This is a genomic window from Microbacterium canaveralium (assembly GCF_047238045.1).
In the GTDB taxonomy this organism is placed as follows: domain Bacteria; phylum Actinomycetota; class Actinomycetes; order Actinomycetales; family Microbacteriaceae; genus Microbacterium.
In genome coordinates, this window is the sequence record NZ_JBDFMA010000003.1 from 2,978,807 (window position 1) to 3,002,985 (window position 24,179).

21 protein-coding genes are annotated in these 24,179 nt (G+C 71.8%); 11 read left to right on the plus strand and 10 right to left on the minus strand.

Annotated elements, in window-relative coordinates; translation table 11 throughout:
• The first annotated feature begins 86 nt into the window (after nucleotides 1-86).
• The 3 genes from ABC271_RS15195 (at nucleotide 87) to ABC271_RS15205 (ending at nucleotide 4,749) form a co-directional block, all read left to right on the plus strand.
• The gene (locus tag ABC271_RS15195; RefSeq protein WP_412926180.1) at nucleotides 87-1,430 is read left to right on the plus strand and encodes an ABC transporter substrate-binding protein; all 1,344 of its coding nucleotides are present in this window, start codon (nucleotides 87-89) and stop codon (nucleotides 1,428-1,430) included.
• A 72-nt stretch (nucleotides 1,431-1,502) separates the two neighbouring features.
• Nucleotides 1,503-3,020, plus strand: a complete 1,518-nt coding sequence (gene arfA / locus ABC271_RS15200; RefSeq protein WP_412925672.1) for an arabinosylfuranosidase ArfA — start codon at nucleotides 1,503-1,505, stop codon at nucleotides 3,018-3,020.
• A 13-nt stretch (nucleotides 3,021-3,033) separates the two neighbouring features.
• Nucleotides 3,034-4,749, plus strand: coding sequence for a glycoside hydrolase family 35 protein (locus tag ABC271_RS15205; protein WP_412925673.1), 1,716 nt, complete (start codon nucleotides 3,034-3,036; stop codon nucleotides 4,747-4,749).
• 101 nt (nucleotides 4,750-4,850) lie between these two features.
• Here the strand turns inward: ABC271_RS15205 and ABC271_RS15210 are convergent, their stop codons facing one another.
• The gene (locus ABC271_RS15210) at nucleotides 4,851-6,134 is read right to left on the minus strand and encodes an MFS transporter (protein WP_412925674.1); all 1,284 of its coding nucleotides are present in this window, start codon (nucleotides 6,132-6,134) and stop codon (nucleotides 4,851-4,853) included.
• A gap of 68 nt (nucleotides 6,135-6,202) precedes the next feature.
• On the opposite strand from ABC271_RS15210, the gene ABC271_RS15215 reads away from it, so the two are divergent.
• Nucleotides 6,203-6,787, plus strand: a complete 585-nt coding sequence (locus tag ABC271_RS15215; RefSeq protein WP_412925675.1) for a TetR/AcrR family transcriptional regulator — start codon at nucleotides 6,203-6,205, stop codon at nucleotides 6,785-6,787.
• 64 nt (nucleotides 6,788-6,851) lie between these two features.
• Complete coding sequence (locus ABC271_RS15220) at nucleotides 6,852-7,418, plus strand: pyridoxamine 5'-phosphate oxidase family protein (RefSeq protein ID WP_412925676.1); 567 nt, start codon at nucleotides 6,852-6,854, stop codon at nucleotides 7,416-7,418.
• Between the two features lie 16 nt (nucleotides 7,419-7,434).
• Here ABC271_RS15220 and ABC271_RS15225 read toward each other — a convergent pair whose 3' ends face one another.
• Nucleotides 7,435-8,394 (minus strand): LacI family DNA-binding transcriptional regulator, encoded by a 960-nt coding sequence (locus tag ABC271_RS15225; RefSeq protein ID WP_412925677.1) that lies wholly within the window; start codon nucleotides 8,392-8,394, stop codon nucleotides 7,435-7,437.
• A gap of 50 nt (nucleotides 8,395-8,444) precedes the next feature.
• Here ABC271_RS15225 and galT point away from each other — a divergent pair, with 50 nt between their 5' ends.
• The 4 genes from galT to ABC271_RS15245 all read left to right on the plus strand — a co-directional run bounded on the left by galT (nucleotide 8,445) and on the right by ABC271_RS15245 (nucleotide 13,390).
• Nucleotides 8,445-9,620 (plus strand): galactose-1-phosphate uridylyltransferase, encoded by a 1,176-nt coding sequence (gene galT / locus ABC271_RS15230; protein ID WP_412925678.1) that lies wholly within the window; start codon nucleotides 8,445-8,447, stop codon nucleotides 9,618-9,620.
• Complete coding sequence (gene galK / locus ABC271_RS15235; protein WP_412925679.1) at nucleotides 9,617-10,780, plus strand: galactokinase; 1,164 nt, start codon at nucleotides 9,617-9,619, stop codon at nucleotides 10,778-10,780. The genes galT and galK overlap by 4 nt, the downstream gene beginning before the upstream one ends.
• Before the next feature lie 146 nt (nucleotides 10,781-10,926).
• Nucleotides 10,927-11,874 (plus strand): squalene cyclase, encoded by a 948-nt coding sequence (locus ABC271_RS15240; RefSeq protein ID WP_412925680.1) that lies wholly within the window; start codon nucleotides 10,927-10,929, stop codon nucleotides 11,872-11,874.
• Nucleotides 11,875-11,932: 58 nt separating this feature from the next.
• Nucleotides 11,933-13,390 carry a carboxylesterase/lipase family protein gene (locus ABC271_RS15245; RefSeq protein WP_412925681.1) on the plus strand — a complete coding sequence of 486 codons (1,458 nt, stop codon included), beginning with the start codon at nucleotides 11,933-11,935 and terminating at the stop codon, nucleotides 13,388-13,390.
• A 90-nt stretch (nucleotides 13,391-13,480) separates the two neighbouring features.
• Here ABC271_RS15245 and ABC271_RS15250 read toward each other — a convergent pair whose 3' ends face one another.
• The 6 genes from ABC271_RS15250 to ABC271_RS15275 all read right to left on the minus strand — a co-directional run bounded on the left by ABC271_RS15250 (nucleotide 13,481) and on the right by ABC271_RS15275 (nucleotide 20,066).
• Complete coding sequence (locus ABC271_RS15250) at nucleotides 13,481-14,467, minus strand: LLM class F420-dependent oxidoreductase (protein WP_412925682.1); 987 nt, start codon at nucleotides 14,465-14,467, stop codon at nucleotides 13,481-13,483.
• Between the two features lie 188 nt (nucleotides 14,468-14,655).
• Nucleotides 14,656-15,876, minus strand: a complete 1,221-nt coding sequence (locus ABC271_RS15255) for a hypothetical protein (RefSeq protein WP_412925683.1) — start codon at nucleotides 15,874-15,876, stop codon at nucleotides 14,656-14,658.
• Nucleotides 15,873-17,045, minus strand: coding sequence for a hypothetical protein (locus ABC271_RS15260; protein ID WP_412925684.1), 1,173 nt, complete (start codon nucleotides 17,043-17,045; stop codon nucleotides 15,873-15,875). The genes ABC271_RS15255 and ABC271_RS15260 overlap by 4 nt, the downstream gene beginning before the upstream one ends.
• Complete coding sequence (locus tag ABC271_RS15265; RefSeq protein WP_412925685.1) at nucleotides 17,042-17,848, minus strand: heme ABC transporter ATP-binding protein; 807 nt, start codon at nucleotides 17,846-17,848, stop codon at nucleotides 17,042-17,044. The genes ABC271_RS15260 and ABC271_RS15265 overlap by 4 nt, the downstream gene beginning before the upstream one ends.
• The gene (locus ABC271_RS15270; RefSeq protein ID WP_412925686.1) at nucleotides 17,845-18,972 is read right to left on the minus strand and encodes a FecCD family ABC transporter permease; all 1,128 of its coding nucleotides are present in this window, start codon (nucleotides 18,970-18,972) and stop codon (nucleotides 17,845-17,847) included. The genes ABC271_RS15265 and ABC271_RS15270 overlap by 4 nt, the downstream gene beginning before the upstream one ends.
• Entirely contained in the window at nucleotides 18,969-20,066 is a 1,098-nt protein-coding gene (locus tag ABC271_RS15275; RefSeq protein ID WP_412925687.1) for a heme/hemin ABC transporter substrate-binding protein, read from the minus strand. Before ABC271_RS15275 ends, ABC271_RS15270 begins: the two co-directional genes overlap by 4 nt.
• 153 nt (nucleotides 20,067-20,219) lie before the next feature.
• On the opposite strand from ABC271_RS15275, the gene ABC271_RS15280 reads away from it, so the two are divergent.
• Both ABC271_RS15280 and ABC271_RS15285 read left to right on the plus strand, forming a co-directional pair.
• On the plus strand, nucleotides 20,220-22,034 hold the full coding sequence (locus ABC271_RS15280; RefSeq protein ID WP_412925688.1) for a hypothetical protein: 1,815 nt from the start codon (nucleotides 20,220-20,222) through the stop codon (nucleotides 22,032-22,034).
• A gap of 61 nt (nucleotides 22,035-22,095) precedes the next feature.
• The gene (locus ABC271_RS15285; protein WP_412925689.1) at nucleotides 22,096-23,115 is read left to right on the plus strand and encodes a WxL protein peptidoglycan domain-containing protein; all 1,020 of its coding nucleotides are present in this window, start codon (nucleotides 22,096-22,098) and stop codon (nucleotides 23,113-23,115) included.
• Here ABC271_RS15285 and ABC271_RS15290 read toward each other — a convergent pair.
• Nucleotides 23,103-23,756, minus strand: a complete 654-nt coding sequence (locus ABC271_RS15290; RefSeq protein WP_412925690.1) for a biliverdin-producing heme oxygenase — start codon at nucleotides 23,754-23,756, stop codon at nucleotides 23,103-23,105. The genes ABC271_RS15285 and ABC271_RS15290 overlap by 13 nt on opposite strands.
• A gap of 48 nt (nucleotides 23,757-23,804) precedes the next feature.
• Nucleotides 23,805-24,104, minus strand: coding sequence for a DUF2470 domain-containing protein (locus ABC271_RS15295; protein WP_412925691.1), 300 nt, complete (start codon nucleotides 24,102-24,104; stop codon nucleotides 23,805-23,807).
• Nucleotides 24,105-24,179: the final 75 nt, after the last annotated feature.

Sequence of the window (24,179 nt, forward strand, 5' to 3'; positions counted from 1 at the left end):
GCTCCCTCCCGAAACCCGGAGCGTCCTGCCCCGGAATCCCGCAACACAATCCACAACAACGAAGTGAAGGAATCCCGATGACATTCATGCGCAAGGGCACTGCCGCCCGGCGGGCCGTGTTCGCTCTGGCAGCCACCGCGCTCTCGGTGGGTGCGCTCACCGCGTGCTCCGGCGGCAGCACGGGCGGCGGCAGCAACGGTGGCAGCCCCGACGACATCGAGAAGGCACTCCAGGAGGGCGGCGAGCTCACGTACTGGTCGTGGACGCCGTCGGCCGAGGCCCAGGTCGCCGCCTTCCAGAAGAAGTACCCGAACGTGAAGGTCAACTACGTCAACGCGGGTACGAACACCGAGGAGTACACCAAGCTCCAGAACGCGATCAAGGCCGGCTCCGGCGCCCCCGACGTCGTGCAGATTGAGTACTACGCGTTCCCGCAGTTCGCGCTGTCGGACTCGCTCCTCGACCTCGCACCCTACGGCTTCGGCGACCTCTCGGGCGACTACAGCCCCGGCACCTGGGGCTCGGTCGACTTCGACGGCAAGATCTACGGCCTCCCCCAGGACTCGGGCCCCATGGCCCTGTTCTACAACAAGGAGGTCTTCGACCAGTTCGGCATCGCCGTCCCCACGACGTGGGACGAGTACGTCGCCGCGGCAGAGAAGCTGCACGCGGCCGACCCCACCAAGTACATCACCGCCGACACCGGCGACTCCGGCTTCACCACCAGCATGATCTGGCAGGCCGGCGGCACCCCGTTCCAGACCTCGGGCACCGACGTCACCATCGACCTCCAGGACTCGGGCTCGAAGAAGTTCGCCGACAACTGGAACCGCCTCATCGAGGGCGGCCTGCTCTCGGACACCCCGAGCTGGAGCGACGAGTGGTTCAAGGGCCTCGGTGACGGCTCGATCGCCTCGCTGGTGATCGGCGCCTGGATGCCGGGCGTCCTGGAGTCGTCGGTTCCCGACGGCGCGGGCAAGTGGGCCGTGGCCCCCATCCCCACCTACGACGGCAAGGCCGTGACGGCGGAGAACGGCGGCGGCGGCCAGGCCGTGACCAAGCAGAGCAAGAACCCGGCCCTGGCCGCGGGCTTCCTGAAGTGGCTCAACAACGACGAGGAGAGCCTGAAGATCTTCGCCGAGTCGGGCGGATTCCCCTCCACCACCGCACAGCTGAGCGACCCCTCTTTCGTCGAGCAGACGTCGGACTACTTCGGCGGCCAGAAGATCAACGAGGTGCTCACGCAGGCCTCGAGCGAGGTCCGCGAGGGCTGGAGCTACCTGCCCTTCCAGGTCTACGCCAACAGCATCTACGGCGACACCGTGGGCCAGGCGTACGCGACGAAGGGCGACCTGAACGCCGGGCTGAGCGCGTGGCAGGACCAGCTCGTCCAGTACGGCAACGACCAGGGCTTCACCGTCAACAAGTAGGCCGATGATCGGGGGCGGGTCGCAGCGTGAGCGAGCGACCCGCCCCTTCCCTTACCGCTGCAGGAGAGCCGCATGACCTCCCCCACCCGCATCTCGCTCGACCCGCGCCGTCCCGGACCGGAAGTGCCCCGCCGGCTGTTCGGCACGTTCGTCGAGCACATGGGACGTTGCGTGTACGACGGCATCCATTCGCCCGGCCACGCGACCGCCGATTCCACGGGCTTCCGCGCCGACGTGCTCGATCTCGTCCGCGAGCTCGGCGCGACGGTGGTGCGCTACCCCGGCGGCAACTTCGTCTCGGGCTACCGGTGGGAAGACGGCGTCGGCCCGCGCGACGAGCGGCCGGTCCGCCTGGATGCCGCCTGGCACAGCACCGAGACCAATCAGGTGGGCCTGCACGAGTTCGCCGACTGGGCGGATGCCGCCGGCCTCGAGGTCATGGAAGCGGTCAACCTCGGCACCCGCGGCGTCGCCGAGGCGGCTGACCTGCTCGAGTACGCCAACCACCCCGGCGGCACCGCGCTCAGCGACCGCCGCCGCGCGAACGGACGTGACGAGCCCTTCGGCATCCGACTGTGGTGCCTGGGCAACGAGATGGACGGGCCCTGGCAGATCGGGCACAAGACCGCCGAAGAGTACGGACGCCTCGCCGCCGAGACCGCGCGCATGATGCGGTTCATCGACCCGACGGTCGAGTTGGTCGCCGCCGGCAGCTCCAACCACGAGATGCCCACGTTCGGCGAGTGGGAGCGCACGGTGCTCCGGCATACTGCGGGCTTGGTCGACCACATCTCGGTGCACGCGTACTACGAAGAGGACCCCACCGACCCGCAGAGCTTCCTCGCCAGCGGCGCCGCCCTCGACCGCTACATCGGCGAGGTCGTCGACATCATCGACGAGGTCGACGCCCGCACGCCCGGCGGCGCGCCCGTCGGAATCAGCGTCGACGAGTGGAACGTCTGGAACCAGACACGCTGGAACGAGGTCGACAAGCCGCGCGTCTTCACCGGCGACTGGCCGATTGCGCCGCGCCTCATCGAGGACGACTACACCGTCACCGACGCCGTCGTCGTCGGGTCACTGCTCATCACCCTGCTGCGCCGCGCCGACCGCGTCTCGATGGCGAACCTCGCGCAGCTCGTCAACGTCATCGCCCCGATCCGCACCGAGCCCGGCGGTGGACCCGCCTGGCGGCAGACGACGTTCCACCCCTTCCGACTCACCGCCGAGGCCGCGACCGGACGGGTCGTGCCCGTCGAAGTCGACGGCGCGGGGATCACCACCGCCCGACATGGCGACGTCGATGCGGTGGATGCGATCGCCACCGTCGACGGCGATGTCGCCCACGTCTTCCTCGCCCATCGCTCGCTCGATGCCCCGACCGAGGTCGAGCTGGACCTCGGACCCGTGGCATCCGCCGATGCCGTCGTGATCACCGTCCCCGAGGGCGGCGACCGCCACACCACCAACTCGGCCGACGCCGAGCCGGTGGCCCCCGCCGCCCTGGCGGTCGAGGTCGTCGACGGCGTCCTGCACTTCACCCTCCCCCCGCTCGCGTGGGCGCGCGTGCGCGTCCAGCTGGCCTCCTGACCCGAGAGAGAACGTGACCACCTTCACCATCGGCGAGACCGACTTCCTCCTGGACGGCGAACCCTTCCAGGTCATCTCCGGAACTCTGCACTACTTCCGCATCCACCCCGAGCACTGGGCCGATCGCATCCGCACCGCCAAAGCCATGGGCCTCAACACCATCGAGACCTACGTCGCGTGGAACGCGCACGAGCCCGTGCGCGGAGAGTGGGATGCCACCGGGTGGAACGACCTCGGACGCTTCCTCGACCTGGTGGCCGCCGAGGGGCTGCATGCGATCGTGCGCCCGGGCCCGTACATCTGCGCCGAGTGGCACAACGGCGGGCTCCCCGTGTGGCTGACGTCGAACCCGGGGATCGGCCTGCGCCGTTCGGAGCCGCAGTACCTCGCCGCCGTCACCGAGTACCTCGAGCGTGTGTACGAGATCGTCGTCCCGCGGCAGATCGACCGCGGCGGCAACGTCGTCCTCGTGCAGATCGAGAACGAGTACGGCGCCTATGGCTCCGACAAGGACTACCTGCGCGAGCTCGTGCGCGTGACCCGCGACGCCGGCATCACCGTGCCCTTGACGACCGTCGATCAGCCGATGCCCTGGATGCTCGAGAACGGCAGCCTCCCCGAACTCCACCTCACCGGTTCGTTCGGCTCGCGGTCGGCCGAGCGCCTCGAGACCCTGCGCGAGTTCCAGCCCACCGGTCCGCTCATGTGCTCGGAGTTCTGGGACGGCTGGTTCGACTGGTGGGGCAGCATCCACCACACCACCGACCCCGCGGCATCCGCCCACGACCTCGATGTGCTGCTCGCGGCAGGTGCGTCGGTGAACATCTACATGGTGCACGGCGGCACGAACTTCGGCACCACGAACGGCGCGAACGACAAGGGACGCTTCGACCCCATCGTCACGTCGTACGACTACGACGCCCCGATCGACGAGGCCGGGCACCCGACGGCGAAGTTCCACGCCTTCCGCGACGTGATCGCGAAGTACGCGCCCGTGCCCGACCTCGAGCCGTCGGCACGGCCCGACGCGCCGGTGTTCGAGGTGGCGCTCTCCGGCGAGGGCGACTGGATGCCGGCATCCACGGGTTCCGGCTCGGATGCGCCCGCGACCTTCGAGGACCTCGGCCATCTCGGCCCGCTCGTGCGGTACGACGTCGACCTGCCCGCGGACGGTCCGGCCGTGCTCGCGTTCGGCGAGGTGCGCGACCTCGCGTGGGTCCACGTCGACGGCGTGTTCGTCGGGCGTCTGTCGCGCACGCTGCACGAGCGGGCGCTCGCGATCCCGGCGGGTGCGCGGCTCACGGTGCTCGTCGAGGATCAGGGCCGCGTCAACTACGGCCACCGCCTCGGCGAGGAGAAGGGGCTCATCGGGCGCGCGACGCTCGACGGCCGGCCGCTGACCGGCTGGACGGCGACGCCCATCGACCTCGCGGCGGCCGCGGGCACCGGCGCCGGCACGCTCGGCCGCGCGCTCCTGCGCGCCGCGTTCGACATCGACACGCCGACCGACCTGTTCCTCGACACCACGGCGTGGGGCAAAGGCTTCGCGTTCGTGAACGGCTTCTTCCTCGGCCGGTACTGGCAGAACGTTCCGCAGCGAACGCTGTACGTGCCGTCGCCGGTGCTGCGCGCGGGCGCGAACGAGATCGTGGTGCTCGAGCTCGAGCAGGTCGTCGAGACCGTGGCGCGCTTCGTGGCGCAGCCGAAGTTGGGGCAGCTCGAGGAGTAAGCGCCGGAGGAGACGCCGAGTTCGGCGCGGAATACCTCGTTCGGGGCGCTTATTCTGCGCCCCGAACGACGGCTCGCGCCCCAACCCCGGCGGTGGCAGCCTCACCGGATGCCGGGCTCCGATGCGGGTGCGAGGGAGTCGGCATCCGTGGCCTTCGGGCGCAGGGAGGGACTCGCGAACCGGGCACGGCCGATGACCACCGCGGCCGCCACCATGAGCGCGACGCCCAGCGCGTAGGGCGCGGCGTGCGCGACGTGGGCGTAGAGCAGTCCTGCAACGAAGGGCGCCACGGCACCGATCGCGGCGTTGAGCGACTGCGCGGCGCCCGCGAGCCATCCCTGCTCGTCGTCGCCGACGGTGGTGGAAAGGACCCCGTCCATCGTGGCGGTCGCCGCCCCCTGACCCGCCGCGAGCGTCAGCGCTCCCACGACGAACAGCCACGGCTGGGCCAGCAGCGACGCGACGACCGCGAGGGCGGCGAGCCCCACCGCCTGAGTCAGGATGCCGCCGACGATCACGCCCCGCTCACCGATACGGGGCAGCAGGATGCCGAGCAACACTCCCTGGATCGCGATGTCGATGATGCCGACGCACGCGGTGAGGAGGCCGATGGATGTGGGCGTCCAGTGGATGGCATCCAGGGCGAGCACGCTGAAGTTGTTGACGAAGAACCCGAACGGCAGCCCGACGAGGATGAGGCCGATCATCAGCCCGCGCAGCTCCGGTCGACGGAACACCCCGCGGAAGACGGCGAGCGGATGCACACCGCGGAGGTCGAGGGTGGGGATCCGCTTCTCCGTCGCGAGGCTCTCGGGGAGCAGGAACAGGCTGAGCACGGCGACGGTGAGGGCGAGCCCCGCGGTCACGAAGACGGGGAGGTCGACGTCGATCGCGGCGAGGAGGCCGCCCAGCGCGGGTCCCACCATCGTGCCGATGCCCGACAGCGCGCCCAGCACCCCGAAACGGCGCGCGCGCTTCTCGGGCGGGGTGATGTCGGCGAGGTATGCGAAGAGCGCGGGCAGGTCCCCCGCCGTGACGCCCTGCACGATCCGACCGAGCAGCAGCACCCACAAGGCGCCGCCGATACCGAACAGCAGGTAGCCGACAGTCGCGCCGAAGCCGGCGATAACGATGATCGGGCGCCGGCCGAAGCGGTCGGAGAGGCGCCCGAGGAAGGGAGCGACCAGGAACGCGCACAGCGCGTTGACGGTTTCGAGCACGCCGACCCAAACGGCGAGATCGCCAGGGTTCGCGACGTAGCGCAGCACGACGAAGGGCAGCACAGGGAGCACGACGGTCATTCCGGCCGTCGTGAGCATCGTGATGACGATGAGCATGATCCAGGCGCGGCGGTCGTCGCGCGGAGAGAGAGATGGTGAAGTCACGCCATAACTGTATCGATACCAGTTTTGGTGTCAATACAGTTATGGAGTGGGTCCGGTAGAGTAGGGGCGTGACCGATCAGCCGGGGCGCCGCGAGCGCAAGAAGGCCGCCACCCGCAAGGCGATCTCCGACGCCGCCACGTCCCTCTTCCTCGAGCGCGGCTTCGACGCCGTGAGCATCCGCGAGGTGGCCGAGGCCGCCGACGTCTCCCCCACGACCGTGTTCGCCCACTTCCCCCAGAAGGAGGCGCTCGTCTTCGACGAGGATGATGAGCAGCGCGAGCTCCTGGTCGGCGCGGTCCGCGATCGCGCACCCGGAACGTCCGTGTCCGAGGCTCTCCGCGACCTCTACCGGCGCGAACTCCTCGACGTCGCCGACGACCCCGACGGCACGAATCGCCGCCGGTTCATGGATCTCATCTCCTCGACTCCCGCGCTCCGCGCGTACGTTGACCGCATGTGGCTGCGCCACGAGGGCGCCCTCGCCGACGCGATCGCGCACAGCCTCGGGCGCGACGAGCCCGACGCCGGGATCCGCGTCTACGCGCGAATGGTGCTGCAGCTGGAGATCCTCGCGTTCGAGCACGACGACGCGACCGCGATGATCGAGGCCGGCTTCCGCATTCTCGAGCAGGGGTGGCACGAGCCGCACTGACCAGCGGACGTCACGCCCGATCGCGCCGATCACGCTCGCAACGGACGGCGCGCAGAATGAGGGCATGACGTTCGCCGCGTGGCTCCGGTCCCTCCCCTCGCTCACCGGAGCCGCTTCCGAGCCCGACACCGCCCCGCTCCCGGCCTCACCCGAGGAGCTGTTCGAACGGTGGATCCGCCATGCCGTGGATGCCGGAGTCATTGAGGCCCACGCGGCGACCCTCGCGACGGTGGACGCCGAGGGCGTCCCCGACGCCCGCACCCTGATCCTCAAAGACGTCGGTCCGGCGGGCTGGGCCTTCGCGAGCACGCGCACCTCGGCCAAGGGCGCTCAACTGGCGGACCGGCCCGCGGCGGCACTGAACTTTTGGTGGCCGCCCGTTCTCCGAGCCGTCCGGGTGCGCGGGCGCGTCGTCGAGGCCACGCCAGAGGACAGCGCCGCCGATCTGGCCGCGCGGTCTGCGACGGCGCGCGCGAGAGTTGCGCCTGGCGACTGGGTGCTGTGGCGCCTTCGTCCCGACCATGTCGAGTTCTGGGAGGGCGCCGCCGACCGACGCCACACCCGGCTGCGGTACGACCGGGTGGGCGGGGAATGGACGCACCACCAACCGACGCGCCCGGCCACGACCTGACCGGGCGCCCGGAAGGTCAGCGGGCGCTCTCCCGCACGACGAGGGTCGCCGGAACCGTCTCGCCGACCGGCGTGCCCCCCTCGATCGCCGAAACAAGCGCCGCGACGGCTCGCGCGCCGAGGGCATCGAAGTCCTGCCGCACCGTCGTGAGCGGGGGGCGATACTCGGCGGCATCCACGATGTCGTCGAACCCCACGACCGCGACGTCGTCGGGCACACGCCGGCCGGCGTCCGCGAACGCCCGCAGAGCGCCGAGCGCCATCTGGTCGTTGGCGACGAACACCGCGGTGGCGGCGCCGAGTTCCGCGGCCGCGCGGTGACCGGATGCCGAGGTCCAGTCGCCGCGGACGGGATCAGGGGCGCGACGCCCGGCGTCGGCGAGCGCGGCACGCCATCCCCGCTCGCGTTCGGTGGCGGCGAAGGAGCGCGCGGGACCGGCGATGTGGTGCACGGTGTCGTGGCCGAGTGCGAGGAGGTGCTCGACGGCGATCCGAGCGCCGCCTGCGTGATCGGTCTGCACGATCGAGAAGCGGTCGTCGGGCGGCGAGTCGACGACGACGAGGTGGAGGTCGCCCGGCGGATCGACGTCGCGAGCCAGCTCGGTCGCCTCGTTCAGCACCACGGCCCCGTCGACGCCCTGTGAACGCAGGCGGGCGAAGGCATCCTGGATGCCACGCTCCCCCACCGTCACGACGGCGAGGGCGTAGTCGCGCGCGGCGGCCGCCTCGGAGATGGCCTGCAGCATGCGGGAGTTGCCGACGGATGCCAGCGTCGACACCACCAGGCCGATCGTCGAAGTCTGCCCGGTGCGCAGGGCGCGGGCGGCGCGGTGCATGCGATAGCCGAGGTCGCTCATCGCCCGCTCGACGCGAGCCCGGGTGGCCGGATCGACCCGGGGGCTGCCGTTGGCGACGCGCGAGACGGTCTGAGCGGAAACCCCCGCCGCCGCGGCCACGTCGGCCATTGATACGCGCATGCCACCCCCTTCGTGTTGACGATATCACGCCTGATCTGTAGCGTGTTATCGTGAACACGGACAGCCCCACCGCGGTGGCCCTCGGCGCCGGAGTCGTCAAGCGCCCCACGCGCCTCGCCGACGGCCGCGAACTGATCTACTTCGACGACGCCGACACGACCCTCGGCCCCGAGCGCGCGATCGACACCCGCACCCTCGACCCGCGCCCGAGCACCGCGATCATGCGGCAGGACGTCCTCACCGGCGACTGGATCACCGTGGCATCCAATCGCCAGAACCGGGCGTTCCTCCCGCCCGCGCACCTCGACCCCCTGGCACCGCAGACGCCGACCAACCCGTCCGAGATCCCCGCGCGATACGACGTCGCGGTGTTCGAGAACAAGTCGCCGTCGTTCGGTCCGGCGCTCGACGTCGCCACCGGTGACGCCCCGGCCGCGATCGATCCCCCGCGCGGCGACGACGACCTCGAACACCTCGGACTCGGACGCACGCGCACCTCCGTCGGACGCTGCGAGGTCGTGTGCTTCAGCCCCGAGCACGAAGGCTCTTTCGGCACGCTCTCGCGCACCCGCGCGCGCACCGTGATCGAGGCGTGGGCAGACCGCACGGCCGCGCTGTCAGCGCTCCCGGGCATCCGGCAGGTGTTCCCGTTCGAGAACCGCGGGCAGGAGATCGGCGTCACCCTCCCCCATCCGCACGGCCAGATCTACGCGTACCCGTACGTCACCCCTCGCACCCAGCGCCTTCTCGACACCGTCGCGCGCACGTCGCCCGACCTGTTCCAGCGCATCCTCGAGTTCGAGGCATCCGGCCCCCGCGTCGTCCTGCGCGGCGAGCACTGGACCGCGTTCGTGCCGTTCGCGGCACGCTGGCCCGTCGAGGTGCACGTGCTGCCGCACCGCCACGTCGCCGACCTGGCCGAGACGACGGATGCCGAGCGCGACGAGCTCGCGCCGTTCTACCTGCGACTCCTTCGCGGCATCGACGCGCTGTACGACACCCCCACGCCCTACATCGCCGCGTGGCACCAGGCGCCGGTGAGACGCGCCCGCGACAGCGTGCGGCTGAATCTCCAGATCACGTCGCCGCGCCGCGCCGCCGACAAGCTCAAGTACCTCGCCGGGTCTGAGGCCGCCATGGGCGCGTGGATCGGCGACATCACCCCCGAATCGCAGGCCGAGCGCGTGCGTGCCGCCCTCGACACCGTTCCGGAGGTGACGGCATGACCGCCGTCGACGATGCCCGCGCCCTGCTCGCCACTCTGACCGACGCGCCCGCCGTGGGCGTGTGGTCGGCGCCGGGGCGTGCCAACCTCATCGGCGAGCACACCGACTACAACGAGGGTTTCGTTCTGCCGTTCGCGATCGCGCAGCGCACCGCGGCGGCGGTCGCGCTCCGCGACGACGACATCATCCGCGTGCGCTCGACGTTCGCCGAGACGGGCGTCGAGGTGTCGCTCGCCGAGCTCGACGCCCGCATCGCCGCGGGCGGCCTCGACTGGGCCGGGTATCCCCTGGGGGTGGCCTGGGCGTTGCGCACGGCGGCCCCGGATGCCACGCCTCGCGGCGTCGACATCGCCCTGGCGTCGGGAGTGCCGGTGGGTGCCGGCCTCTCCTCGTCCGCCGCGATCGAGGGGGCCGTGGCATCCGCCCTCAACGACGTGTGGGCCGCGGGCCTCGATCCCGTCGCGCTCGCCCGCGTGGGCCGGACGGCCGAGAACGACGCGGTCGGCGCGCCGACCGGGATCATGGATCAGATGGCGTCGATGCTCGGCGTCGCCGACGCGGCGACGTTCCTCGACTGCCGCTCGCTCGAGACGCGCCCGGTCGCGCTCGGGTTCGCCGAGGCGGGCCTGGAGATCCTCGTCGTCGACACCCTCGTCGAGCACGCGCACTCCTCCGGCGGGTACCGCGAGCGCCGCGCCTCGTGCGAGAAGGGCGCGGCCGCGTTCGGCGTCCCCGCACTCCGCGACCTCACGGTCGACGACCTGCCCCGTGCCGAGGAAATCCTCGACGACGTGACCTTCCGCCGCGTGCGCCACATCGTGACCGAGAACCAGCGCGTGCTCGACACCGTCGCGGCGCTCGACGCCGAGGGCCCGACCGCGATCGGCGACCTGCTCACCGCGTCGCATGCCTCGATGCGCGACGACTTTGAGATCTCGGTGCCCGAGCTCGACCTCGCGGTCGAAACGGCCCTGGCCTCGGGCGCCCTGGGCGCGCGCATGACCGGCGGCGGCTTCGGCGGGGCGGCGATCGCGCTCATCCCCGCCGAGCTGGTGCCGACGGCGACCGAGGCCGTGCACGCCGCGTTCGCGGCATCCGGATTCCGCGCCCCGAACGTCTTCACCGTGACGCCGTCGCAGGGCGCCCGCCGCGACGCCTGACGCGGGGGTGCGCCGCTGCGCCTGCGCCGGGGGTGCGCCTGGGCGGGGTGCGCCGCGCCTCCGGCGATCAACAGGACGACCGCACGACGCGCACCGACACGCCCGAACTATGTACGGCAGGGCGACCGGCGCGTAGCGTCCCGGGCATGACCGACGACGTGCTCACGTGGCTGCACGACAGTGACCCCGCGCTGCGGTGGAAGGTCGAGCGCGACCTGCTCGACGCACCCGCGGAGCAGTGGCAGCAGACCCGCGCGCTGGTGGCCCGCGAGGGTTTCGGCGCACAGCTGCTCGCCCACCAGGACGAGGACGGCCGGTTCGCCGGGGGCGCGCACTTCCCCGCCGACTTCGGCGGCGACGAGCCCGGGCAGCCCTGGACCGCCACGTCGTGGTCGCTGATGAGCCTGCGCGAATGGGGCGTGGATGCCACGGCCCTTCGCCCCGACACCGCGGGGCTGCTGGAGCGGCACGCCCGCTGGGAGTACGAGGACCTGCCGTTCTGGGACGGCGAGGTGGATGCCTGCATCAACGCGTTCACCCTCGCGAACGGTGCGTGGCTCGGGGCCGACGTCCGCGGCATCCGGGACTGGTTCGTCGAGCACCGCCTGCCCGACGGCGGGTGGAACTGCGAGTGGGTGGAGGGTTCGACGCGGTCGTCGTTCCACTCCACGCTGAACTCCGTCATCGGCATCCTCGACGACGAATGGCGTACCGGTGGGACCCCGGAATCGCACGACGCGCGCCGAGGCGCCGAGGAGTACCTGCTCGAGCGCCGACTGCTGTATCGGCTGTCGACCGGCGAGAAGCATCGCTGGGCGGACCACCTGGGGTATCCGTTCCGGCACCGCTACAGCGCGCTTCGCGCCCTCGATCACTTCCGCGCCGCCGCACAGTACGACGGGACCGCCCCCGACCCGCGGCTGGCCGAGGCGATCGACACGGTCCGCGCGGCGCGCGCCACCGACGGAACGTGGCATCAGCAGCACCCGCCCGTGGGCCGCGAGTGGTTCCCGGTCGACGCCCCCGCGGGCGAGCCGTCCCGGTGGCTCACCTTCTTCGCGCTGCGCGTGCTGCGCTGGTGGGACGGGGCGTGATCGGCCGAGCCGGGTCCGCGCGCGACGCCGTGACACACCCCTGCGCCAGGATGGGGACATGGATGCCACGCCTGTCGCCACCACCTCGCACGGAGCCGTCCGGGGGTTCCGCCGCGGTGAGACCGCGGTGTTCCTCGGCATCCCGTTCGCCCAAGCCCCGGTCGGGCCCCTGCGGTTCGCCGCCCCGAAGCCGGTCGACCCGTGGGACGGCGTGCTCGACGCGACAGAGTACGGCCCGACCGCCCAGCGCGGAGACACCGGCATCACGCTGATCCCCGAACCGAGCGTCCCCGGCGATGCGACGCTGAACGTCAATGTCTTCGCGCCGTCGGACGCGACACCGGATGCCGTGCTCCCGGTGCTCGTGTGGATCCACGGCGGTGGTTTCACGACGGGGTCGCCCGCCAGCCGGTGGTACGACGGCGACGCTTTCGCCCGCGACGGGGTCGTGACGGTCGTCGTCTCGTACCGGCTCGGCTTCGACGGGTTCGGAACCATCGACGGCGCCCCGTCCAACCGCGGGCTGCGCGACCAGATCGCGGCGCTGGAGTGGGTGCGCGACGAGATCCGGGCCTTCGGTGGAGACCCCGCGCGGGTGACGATCGTCGGGCAGTCTGCCGGGGGAGGGTCGGTGCTCGCGCTGCTGGCCTCGCCCGCGGCATCCGGACTGTTCCACGGCGCGATGGCCCTCTCCCCCGCGCTCGGGGCCGTGACGATGCCCGCCGCTCGCCGCTTCGCCGACCGCGTGGCCGCCCTCGCCGGGGTCCGCGCCGACCGCGAGGGGTTCTCGAGCCTCCCCGAGGAGAACCTCCTCGAGCTGCAGCGACAGGCGCAGAAACCCGAGGGACGACGTCGCCTCGCCGGCATCACCGCTCTCCTCGACGACGGGCTGCCGATCGGTCCCGTCGTCGACGGCGACCTGCTCCCGCAGCCACCGCTCGAGGCCATCGCCGCTGGCGCCTCCTCGAGCATCCCGCTGGTCATCGGGTCGACCGACGACGAGTTCACGATGCTCACCGCCCGCGCGAAGCACCTGCTGAGCCTCATCCCGGTGCCGCTGACCCTCGCGACCCTCGGCCTGGGTCGCTCCCGACGGCGCGCGTACCTCGCCCGGTCGCGACGGCGCGGCGCGGCCGCGCGGCTCGGCGGCTACGTCTCGGACCGCGTCATCCGCTCGGTCGTGCTGCGCACCGCGCGCGCCCGCCCCGACGCCGCGACGTGGGTGTACCGCTTCGCCTGGCCGTCACCCTCGATCGGGTACGCCTGCCACTGCCTCGACGTGCCGTTCTGGTTCGACCACCTCGACGCCGACGGGGTGGCCGCGATCGCGGGCGACACGCCGCCCGTCGGGGTGGCGGACGCGATGCACGCCGCCGCCGTCCGGTTCGCGCGCACGGGCGACCCCGGGTGGGCCGCCTGGGATGCCGGGACCCGCCGCGCGCGCCTCTTCGGCGCCCCGGCATCCACCCCGTCCGTCGAGTCCGACGCGTACTCGGACGTCGCCCCACTGGTCTGACGCGCCCCGGCGCGTGAGGGGTCGATATCTGTCGCTTGCGCCCCGCCCAAGCGACGATTCTTGACTCCCCACGCGCGGGGGCGGGAGGGGTCAGGCGAGAGCGGGAACCACCTCGCGCTCGAACAGCGTGATGCCCGAGGTGTCGTACGCGGCCTCGGGGAAGTAGTGGATGGCGTAGCCGAGGCCGTGCTCGGCGCGGGCGCGCAGTCGCTCGACGATCTGCTCGGGCGTGCCGAACGCGTCGGAGGAGCGGTAGTCGGCCTCGATGGCATCCGCCCGCTCGTCGCCCACGTGGGGCCGGAGGCGCGCCACGACGGCGGCCAGCCGCTCGTCGGCCTCGGCCTCGGTGTCCGCCACGATCGTGTTGAAGTTCGTCGACCGTGTGATGGCGCCGAAGTCACGGCCCAGCGCCTCGCAGTGGCCGCGCAGCACCTCCGACTTGTGGTCGAACTCTTCCAGCGACCCGCCGAAGTTCGTGTACGAGGCGTACTTCGCGGCGACCTTGAGCGTCACCTTCTCACCGCCGCCGGCGATCCAGAGCGGGATGCCGCCGTCCTGCAGCGGCTGCGGCTGGACGATCGCGCCGTCGACCTCGTAGTACTTGCCGGAGAGAGTGGCGGACCCGGTCGTCCAGGCCTGGTGCATGATCTCGACGCCCTCGCGAAGACGCCCGAGTCGCTCGGCGATCGGCGGGAACCCGTAGCCATACGCGCGCCACTCGTGCTCGTACCAGCCGCCGCCGATGCCCATCTCGGCGCGACCGCCCGAGATGAGGTCGACCGTCGCGGCGACCTTCGCGAGATACGCCGGGTTGCGATAGCCCATGCAGGTGCACATCTGGCCGAGCCGCACGCGGTCGGTGACGGCGGCGAACGCGGCCATCAGCGTCCACGCCTCGTGCGTGGCCTCGGCGCTGGGCACGGGAGTGGTGTGGAAGTGGTCGTAGACCCAGATCGACGACCAGGGCCCTTCGTCGGCGCTCTGCGCGAGCGAACTCATGGCCCGCCACTGGTCTGCGGGGTCGATGCCCACCAGATCGAAGCGCCAACCCTGCGGGACGAAGATGCCGAATTCCATGGGCTTCACCTTAGGGCCGTACCCCGACATCCGCGCGCGGTTGCGGTCGTTCCGCGCAGCCCCCGGCCGCGAGACTGCATCCAGCCGACATCTCCCTTGCAGGCTGCAAGGGAGATGTCAGCGCGATGAAGTCTCGCGGGAAATGGGGTGCGGGGGGGGGCGGCGGGGGCGGCGGCCGGAGCCACGGCCTAGCGCACGAGGCGGCGCTGCCACGGGAGCGCGCGCATCATGCTCAGCACCGCCACGATCCCGACGCCGAGCGCCGCGGCCGAGCCCAGCAGCGGCGCGACGACCGCGGGGATGCCGCCGCGAGCGGAGGGCACGAGCGCGGCGCCCTGGGGCTGCGTCGTGAGCGGGGCGTTGGCGGCGAAGAACGCGCGCGCGGGGACCGAAGGATCCGCCGCAGCCGGGGCGAGCCGCAGCGGGTTGTTCGGCACACCGGCCGCCGTCGCCCCACCTGCCCCCGCGGGCGGGGGTGCCCCGACCGGTGTCGCCGCGTCGTAGCTCACCGTGATCGGGGTGGCGGGCTTCGCGGCATCACGGATGCCACCGGTCGTGAGCCAGTACCCCTGCTGACCCGTGAGTCGGTGGAAGTCCACGAACGACTGCGGGAACGATCCCCAGAACGCCTCGTTCGCGGCGGAGCGGGCGACCTGGCCGGCGCCCGTCGTCGCGACGCCGCGGTACTCGGGCGTGACGGTGAACCCGCGGTCGGCGCTGGACCCGGCCGAGCGGATCTCGGCGAGGACCACTTCGCGCGGGGCGACCGGGGTCCACGCCGACAGGTCGTCCATCGACGTGCCGTACCCGCTGGCCTCGCCGACGAGTCGGCCGTTGCCCGACGCGTCGAGGGTCAGCTGCGGATCGGTCACGCTCCAATACGTCATTCCGCCGTAGTACGCCACCGTGAACGACCCCGCCCAGCGGATCTCGAGCGCTCCGTCGCGACGCTCCCCCACGCCCCCGTCGATCACGACCTGGTTGCCGGTCGTGCTCGACGTGGATGCCACCGACACCGCGGATCCGCTCGGGTCGAGGCACTTCGATTCCCACGCGGCCGCCGTCCACCCGCCCGAGGCGGTGGGCTTCTCGATCCGCACGCGGCCGTCCTGGGCGCGGTAGAGGCCGTCGTTCTGCCCCCACACCCGGGAGCCGCCGGCATCGCCCGCGCGGCCGGCGCTGAGGAAGTTGCATCCGCCCGCGAACGCTCCCCCGCCGGATTCCGCGTTCAGCCCCCACCGCAGCTGCGCGTTCGTGATCGCGCCGTCTCCGCCCGCGGAGCCCCCCGATCCGGGAACGGTGACGATGACGTCGTCCGGTCCCGCGGCGGTGGCCGGGACCGCGCCGCCGACCGTCACGAGGGCCAGAGCGAGGGCGAGCCCCGCTCGCACGATCGCCGCCGCCCTCATCGGCTGGTCCCCATCGCGACGGTCTCGGCTTGGGCCCCGGGCCCCGCCCCGGCACCGACCGCGGACGCACCGACCCCCGACGGCCGTTGCTCCGTCGCGATGCCGGATCGTGCCGCCCGGCGCGCACGCCGAGCCTCCCGCGCCCGGAGGATCGCGGCGACGATGCTCGCGATCACGAGCACCAACGACAGGGCGATGCACGCCAGCAACAGCACGATCGCCCAGGTCGGGATCGCGGGAGTGGCGTCGACGGCCGCCTCGGCGGTACCTCCGGTGACGCTCACCTCGGCCTCGGCGACGCCGCCGGACCCCGCGCCGCGCAGCGTGAGGAGGTGAGTGCCGTCGCGGATGTCGCGCGGCACCGGCAGCGCCGCCGCGACCTCGCCCTGGGCCCCGGCGGTGAGCGGACCGACCGCTGTCAGGCCTCCGTCGAGCGCCGCGACAACCTGCTCCCCCGGGGTGAAGCCCTGACCGGTGAACACGATCGACGATCCGGCCGAGACGGTGCCCGATTCGACCCCGACGCGCACCGCGCCGACGGGCGCCTCGGCGGGCGCGGCATCCTGCTCCCCCGCCGGCGCTGCCGCGGCCGCGAACGACACGGGCGTGAACGTCTCGTTGTTGGCGTTCTTCACCCCGTGGGCGCCGATCGTGATGATGCCGCACGTGACGGTGCGGCAGTCGACCGACGTCACGCGACCGTCGCGGTCCTGGCTCTCGAACACGGCACCGGGGATGACCATCCCCACCGACCACGAACCGTCGGTGCCGAGGGTGCCGTTCGCGGAGCTCTCGGTCTGACCGCCAGGGAACGCGAGGAACCGCTGGTAGCCGTTGTTGTCGGCCGATTCACTGTCGGGCACGTACCGATAGTCCTCGCCGACCAATCCCCCGACGCTGGGGCGCCATGTTCCCCCCGCCGCGTCGTCGACCCAGCCGAACAGCACATAGATGCCGCCGAACCCCTTCGGGATCGACTGGAACCCCGAGCCCGACACCGTGATCGAGGTCGCGTGGTCTTCGGCGAGCGCCGTCGTGCCGTCGGGACCGGCGATCGACACCGTCCCGGCGGCCCACGCGGGCGGGGCGACCACGGCGCCCGACACCGCGACGATCGCGGCGGTCGCTGCGGTCGCTGCGGCGAGAAGAAGGCGGGGCGAAGAGGTCATGCGAGCTGTTCTCCGGGGTCGACGGACGGGAGGGGTGCGGTGTCGGCGAGGACGAGCAGCGTCCCGCGGGGTCCGTCGACGACGTCGATCGGATGCCGGTAGACCCGCGTGAGCAGTCCGGGTTCGAGCACGTCGCGCGGCGGGCCGACCGCGGCGACGCGGCCGCCGTCGAGCAGGGCGATGCGGTCGGCGTACGCGGCGGCGAGCCCCAGGTCGTGCAACACGACGATCGCGGCTCCCCCGGCGTTCACCCGCTCGCGGGTACGCGCGAGGACACGATGCTGATGCCGGATGTCGAGACTCGCCGTCGGCTCGTCGAGCAGCGCGATCGCGCACTCCTGGGCGAACGAGCGGGCGAAGGCTGCCCGCGCACGCTCTCCGCCCGAGAGCCCCGTGACGGGGCGCTCGGCGAACGCGGCGACCTCGCCGGCCGTCATGGCCTCGGCAACCGCGTCGTCGTCTCGCGCGGCCGCCGGATGCCGCCGCCACGGCGCCCGTCCCATGCGGACGACGTCGCGCACGACGAAGGGGAACGACACGTCGTTGCTCTGCGTGAGCACCGACCTCCGGCGCGCACGCTCCAGGACCGGCCACGATTCCAGCACGGCGCCGTCGAGCTCGAGCGATCCGGCGGCCGGAGTGCGGTCCCCCGCCAGCACCGACAGCAGCGTCGACTTCCCGGCGCCGTTGGGCCCGACGAGGACGAGCATCTCCCCGGACCTCAAGTCGAGGTCGATGCCCCGCAGCACGCGACGCCCGCCCACATCGACCGAGAGCCCCCGCGCGCGCAGCACCGCCGTCATCCCCATCCCCCCGACCGACGGCGCGTGCGCCGCAGCAACCAGAAGAAGAACGGACCGCCGATGAGCGCCGTCAGCATCCCGATCGGCAGCTCCGATCCCGGCACCGCGGTGCGCGCGACGAGATCGCCCGCCACCAGGAGCACCGCGCCGCCGAGCGCGCTGGCGGGGAGCAGCAGACGATGCCCGGGGCCGAGCAGCATCCGCATCAGGTGGGGCACGACGAGACCGACGAAGCCGATGATCCCGCAGAACGCGACCGCGGCACACGTCAGCGCCGCGATCACGACGATCGCGATCACCCGCAGCCGTTCGACACGGACGCCGAGGTGCTCTGCCTGCCGCTCGCCGAGCGAGAGCAGATCGAGGGGTCCGGCGAGGAAGAGGCATACGGCGATCCCGACGACCGCGAGCGGCGCGACGATCGCGAGGTCGTCCCATCGCGTGCCGTTCAGCGAGCCCAGCTGCCAGAACACGATCTGCTCGCGCTGCTGCGTCGACCCGAGGTAGGTGAAGAGCGCGATCGCCGCGCCCCCGACGGCGTTGACGGCGATGCCGGTCAGCACGAGGGTCACGACCTCGGTGCGTCCGTCGGTGCGCGCCGACGCGTACACGATCACGGTCGCCACGAGCCCGCCCGCGAAGGCGAGCACGGGGAGGGTCAGCGGCCCGAGGAAACCCAGCCCGAAGACGATGGATGCCGATGCGCCCACCGCCGCACCCGAGGAGATGCCGATCACGCCGGGCTCGGCAAGGGGGTTCCGGAAGACGCCCTGCATGACGACACCGGCGGTCGCCAGGGTCGCCCCGACGAGCACGGCCATGAGCAGGCGCGGCATCCGGATGAGCCAGAGCGTGGCCTCGCCGTTGACGTGCTCCATCGCCGCTCCCGGAGGAACCGAGAGGATGCCGAGGCCGATCGCGCGGACGCCGGTGTTCCACGCGCGGGCGAACACCCCCACGACCTGGTCTGGGGGGATCGAGAGCTGACCGCTCCCCGCGGAGACGACGACGAGCCCCACCAGCGCCACCGCGAGGACGACGAACACCGCGGGCGCACGGAACCGGTCACGCGCAGCCGGCGCCGGAAGCCTCGTCGGATGCCGCTCGGCGAGGGCCGCACTCACTCCGTCGCCCCCGGCGCGTAGACCGCGACGGCGAGGGCGTCGAGCACCTCGGCCGACGCGGGACCGAAGCTCAGCACGGTGGTGTCAGCCATGTCCACGATTCGGCGGTGGCGACCCGCGTCGGTCTGCGCGACGGCGGGCAGGTGCTCGACGAGCCCGTCCACGCCGCCGACCGACTCGAGCCCCTTCGTCATCATGATCAACAGGTCCGGGTCGGCCTGGACGAGCGCTTCATCGGTGATCGGCCGCATCCCGGTCCAGCCGATCTCGCCGGCGACGTCGATGCCCCCCAGCGCCTCGATCAAGCTGTCGGCGCCGGACTCCTCGCCGAAGAGGTAGTAGACGCCCGATTGTCCGCGCACGTACAGGAACATCATGCGCAGCTTCTTCGCGGGGTCCGCAGGCGCGATCGCGGCGATCTGCGCGATCTTGGCATCCACCGCGGCGGTGCTCCGCGCGGCGAGCGCGGCGGCGCGCTGCGGGACACCGAGCGCGTCCCCGACCTGCTGGATCAGCGACCCGACCGAGTCGAGCGAACGGTGGGAGTCGACGACGACGACGGGGATGCCGGCATCCCGCATCTGCAGAATCGTGTCCCACGGGCCGAGGCTCGTGTCGGTGAGGATGACGGTGGGGGCGGCGTCGAGGATCGCCTCGGCGTTGAGATCGTGTCCGTTCTCGGTGACGACCGGCAGGTGCTCCGCCTCGGGGAAGGCACTCGAGACGTCACGGGCGACGACGGAGTCGCCGAGGCCGAGCTCGAAGACGATGCGCGAGAGCGAACCGTAGATGTCGAGCGCGAGGATGCGCGAGGTGTCGGAGACGGTGACGACCGACCCCTGTGCGTCGGTGACGGTCGCCGGGAGCGCCGGAGCACCGTCGGTCACGGGGTCGATCGGGGCGGATGCCGCGATCGCGGTGGACGGCCCCTCCCACGCCAGCGGGTCTGTCTCGGGGGTGACCGAGGAGAGCGGCGGCGTGGCCGGGCCGCCGGCGCCGTGGGCCGAACCGGAGGCCGTGCACGAGGTGAGAGCCAGCGCCGCCGCGAGCGTCAGGGCGAGTGCGGCGAGACCGCGAACCGGTCGACGTGTCATGTGTGAACCTCCGAGTTAGGCAAGCCTATCCTTAACATTGCCAGAGATTCACGAACGTGCTTAGGTAAGCCTAACCTGCACTCCTGCGCCCGCCATCGGGCGCAGCCGACGCGCGCCGTCGGGAATCGCCGAGGGCGGGAGAAGGGAAATCACGTGGACTCCTCACCCAGACGCCGGTCTCGGCCGGCGATGTTCGCCGCCGCGACCCTCACGGCGGCGCTGACGCTCGGCGGCGCTCTCGTCGCTGCTCCGGCCCACGCGGCCGCGTCGACCGTCGACGGAGCCGTGTTCCGATGGGGCATCAACGCCGAGGCGAACGCCGCGGCCTTCGCCCCGGGAACCGTCAACCTGCTCTCGGCCGGGATCGTCACCGCGACGTCGTCGTCCGACCGCGTCACCTCGACGAACTGGAAGCAGAGCGACGGCAACGTCGAGATCCTCAAGCTCCAGGCCGACGGCAGCTACGCCGACGCGACGTTCGCCGGACTGCGCACCGACGCGGCCGGCACGACGATCACGACCGGCAACGGCCTGAACTCCGGCCACATCGTCGAGATCTCCGGCGGAACCGGAACGGTCGACGTGGATGCCAACACCGCCGTCATCCAGTGGACGGGCTCGTTCACGTCGGCGTTCTACTCCGGCATGACCCGGTCGTGGATCACCGATCCGAAGCTCACCGTCGCGTCGGACGGCACGGGCACCGTGACGGCGACGCTCGGCGGCTACGGCACCTCGATGGACGACCCCGACAAGTTCGAGAGCCTCACGCCCGAGACCGACGTCGTCGTGGCGACCCTGACGGGCGTCGACGTGACGGCCACCGGGTTCACCGTCACTCCCGACTACCTCGGGCGGACCGTCACCGTGCCCGCCGGGTCGGTGGCGCAGGTCACCGGCGGGGCTTCGTCGGGTGCGTTCCCCCAGCCGTTCATCGACTTCCAGATCAAGACCGGCCAGGGCTCCTACTGGTACTCGTCGGGCGGATCGGCCGACGTGCGCAAGCCCGCGACCCCGCTCTCGATCGCGTACACGGTGGCGCCGACGGCCGGCCCCACCGTGACCGTCTCCAAGACCAGCGGCCTCGCGCAGGGCGAGACCGTCACGGTCAGCGGCAGCGGCTTCCTGCCGTCCGCGACCGCCACCAACGGCACCCGCCCGCCGCTGGCCGGACAGTTCAGCGGCGCCTACGTCGTGTTCGGCAAGTTCGCCGACGTGTGGAAGCCGTCGGCCGGCGCCCCCTCCTCGGCACGTTCGGTCATCGCTCAGAAGTGGGCCGTGCCCGCCGCGAGCATGTCGACGATCGGCGGCACGAACAGCGGCGCGATCGAGCTGAAGGCCGACGGCACCTTCTCGGTCGACCTCGCCCTCAGCACGACCGAGGCGCAGAACCTCGCCGCCGGCACGTTCGGCATCTTCACGTACGCCGGCAGCGGCGCGGTCTACGCACCGTTCGAGACGTTCACCCCGATCACCTTCGCCGCCGCATCCGACGTGATCGTCGACGTCCCCGCGTGGGTCGACAACCCCACCGGCTCGTTCGGGTGGGCGTTCGAGGGGACTTCGCCCGCGAACCTCGGCACCGCGGTCCAGGACGGCGCGAACTTCGTGGCATCCGGCTCGCTCACCAACATCGTCGTGACCGACACCCGAGCCGGCGGCACCTCGCCGTACACGTGGAGCATCTCGGGTCAGGTCGGCGCCTTCACGTCGTCGACGGGTGAATCGTTCTCGGGAGACCTGCTCGGGTGGAAGCCGAAGCTCGTCTCGGCGGGCTCGACCGTGACCGGAGGCACCGAGGTCGCCTCGACGCGGCTGGGCGGCACCGGCCTCGGCTCGTCACGCGTCCTGGCCTCGTCGACGTCGGCCGCCAGCGCCACCGTGGGAGCCGACCTCACGCTCGTCATCCCGGGGACCACCCCCGCCGGGGACTACGCGAGCAAGCTGACCATCACCGCCCTGCAGTAAACCCCCTCGGGGCCCCGGCGTCGGCCGGGGCCCCGTCGTTTCCCGACCCGAAAGCCCTCCCGTGACCGCGCTCCCGTCCCTCCGTCTCGTCGCCCTCACCTCCGCGCTCGCCCTCGGCCTCGCCCTGGGTGCGGCGGCGTCGCCGCCTGCCGCTTTCGCCGACGGCGGCGGGATCGCGTGGAGCGTGCAGACGGCCGACAACACCCACGGCAGCGGGCGGGCGAACTTCGCGTACACGGCCGACCCCGGCGCGGTGATCTCCGACACGATGATCGTCGTCAACACCGGCACGGAGCCGCTGCCGCTCACGGTGTACGCGGCCGACGCGTTCACCGCCGCGAGCGGTGAGATCGACGTCCTCGCCGACGGAACGCCGTCCGCGGATGCCGGCACCTGGGTCTCGGTGGGACAGACGTCGGTGGAGCTGGCGCCGGGCCAGTCCGCCGACGTCCCGTTCACCATCACCGTGCCCGCCGACGCCCGCCCGGGCGACCACTCGGCCGGGATCGTGACGTCGCTGACGAGTCGAGAGGCCTCGAGTTCGCTGTCCGTCGAGCGACGTCTGGGCACGCGCATCAACCTCCGCGTGGCGGGCGACCTCGTCCCCGCAGCGGCCGTGACCGGCGTGACCGCGCGGTACGAGGGATCGTGGAATCCGTTCGAGTCCGGTCGTGTCGTCGTGGAGTACTCGCTCGAGAACACCGGCAACACCCGCCTGACCGGTGTCGACACGCTCACCGTCGACGGTCTCGTCCCCGCCTCGACGACACCGACCCAGCTTCCCGAGATCGTCACCGGATCGGCCGTGCACGTCACCCGCGAGTTCTCCGCGTTCTCGATCGGATGGCTCGCCGGCCGCGTCGAAGTCAGACCCGAAGGCGTCGGTCTCGGGGCGGACGCCGTCGCGCCGCTCGTCGTCGATTTCGGGATCGCGGCCCCGCCGTGGAGCCTGTACGCCCTCGTCCTCGTCGTGGTCGCGGCGGTCATCGCCGCGCTGTTGATCGTGCGCCGTCGTGCCGCGCGGCGCGGGCGCGGGAACGCCGCCGACGCGAGGCAGAAGGACGGGGTTCAGGCCGTCTGAGCCGCCTTCGCCCGCGCGAGGTCCTCGAACAGTTCCGTGTTGAAGCGATAGGCCACGAGCACCTCGTCGATGACGCGTTCCTTCTCGGCGTCGTCCCACGGGGCGGCATCGAGCTTCTCGCGGTAGACGTTCTTGAACTCCTCCGGGTCGGCGATGTCGCCGAAGAGGTAGAAGCCGATGCCGTTGGTGTCGAAGCCGAAACGCCGCTTCATGAGGCGTCCGATGAACTGGCCACCCGACAGGTCGCCGAGGTAGCGCGTGTAATGGTGGGCGACGAAGCCGCCGGGCCAGGTCGCCGCGACGCGGCGGATGCGCGAGACGTACGCCTGGGTGGTCGGGAGCGGCACGACGGTCTCGCGCCAATCCCGCCCGATGAGGAAGTCGAGGTCTGCTTCGATCGCGGGCAGACGCGTCAGCTTGTCACTGAGGAACACGGATGCCACGGGGTCGACCCGCATCCGCTCGGTCGCCTCCTCCAGAGCGGCGTAGATGAACCAGTGCTGGGCGACGAGGGCGACGTAGTCGTCGCGCGTTCCCGCCCCGCTCACCAGGTCGGCCATGAACCCGGCGTGCTCACTCGTGGAGTGGGCGCTCCGGGATCGCGCGCGGAGGGCGGCAGAGAAGGAGACGACGTCGCTCATGAGGCCATCATACGCAAACAGTTAGGCAAGCCTAACCTTCACTTTTCGTCAGTGCGGGCGAGGTGTCACGTTGAGGCGTCGGCACGCCTCGTCGTAGAGAGCCACGATCTCCCGGCGCACCTCGGCGCGCTCCGCGATCGGCCCGCCGAGCCACGGCACGCGCAAGGCCTCGGCCTCCGGACCGATGATCCACTCCCCGCCGTCGCCGTCGAAGCCGGTCATCTCGGCGGTCGAGATCGCGGCATCCGGACCGAAGGCCCTCGCGATCAGCACGTTGTCGTCGCGATGGTCGACGTTCATGTGCGCGAGGACGGCGCGGCGAACTTCCGGGTCGAAGACATGGGTCATTAGGCAACCCTAACTTCCGCGATCCCCTCGCGCCCGCCCCGGTTTCACCGAGACGGCATCCAGCCGACCTCTCCC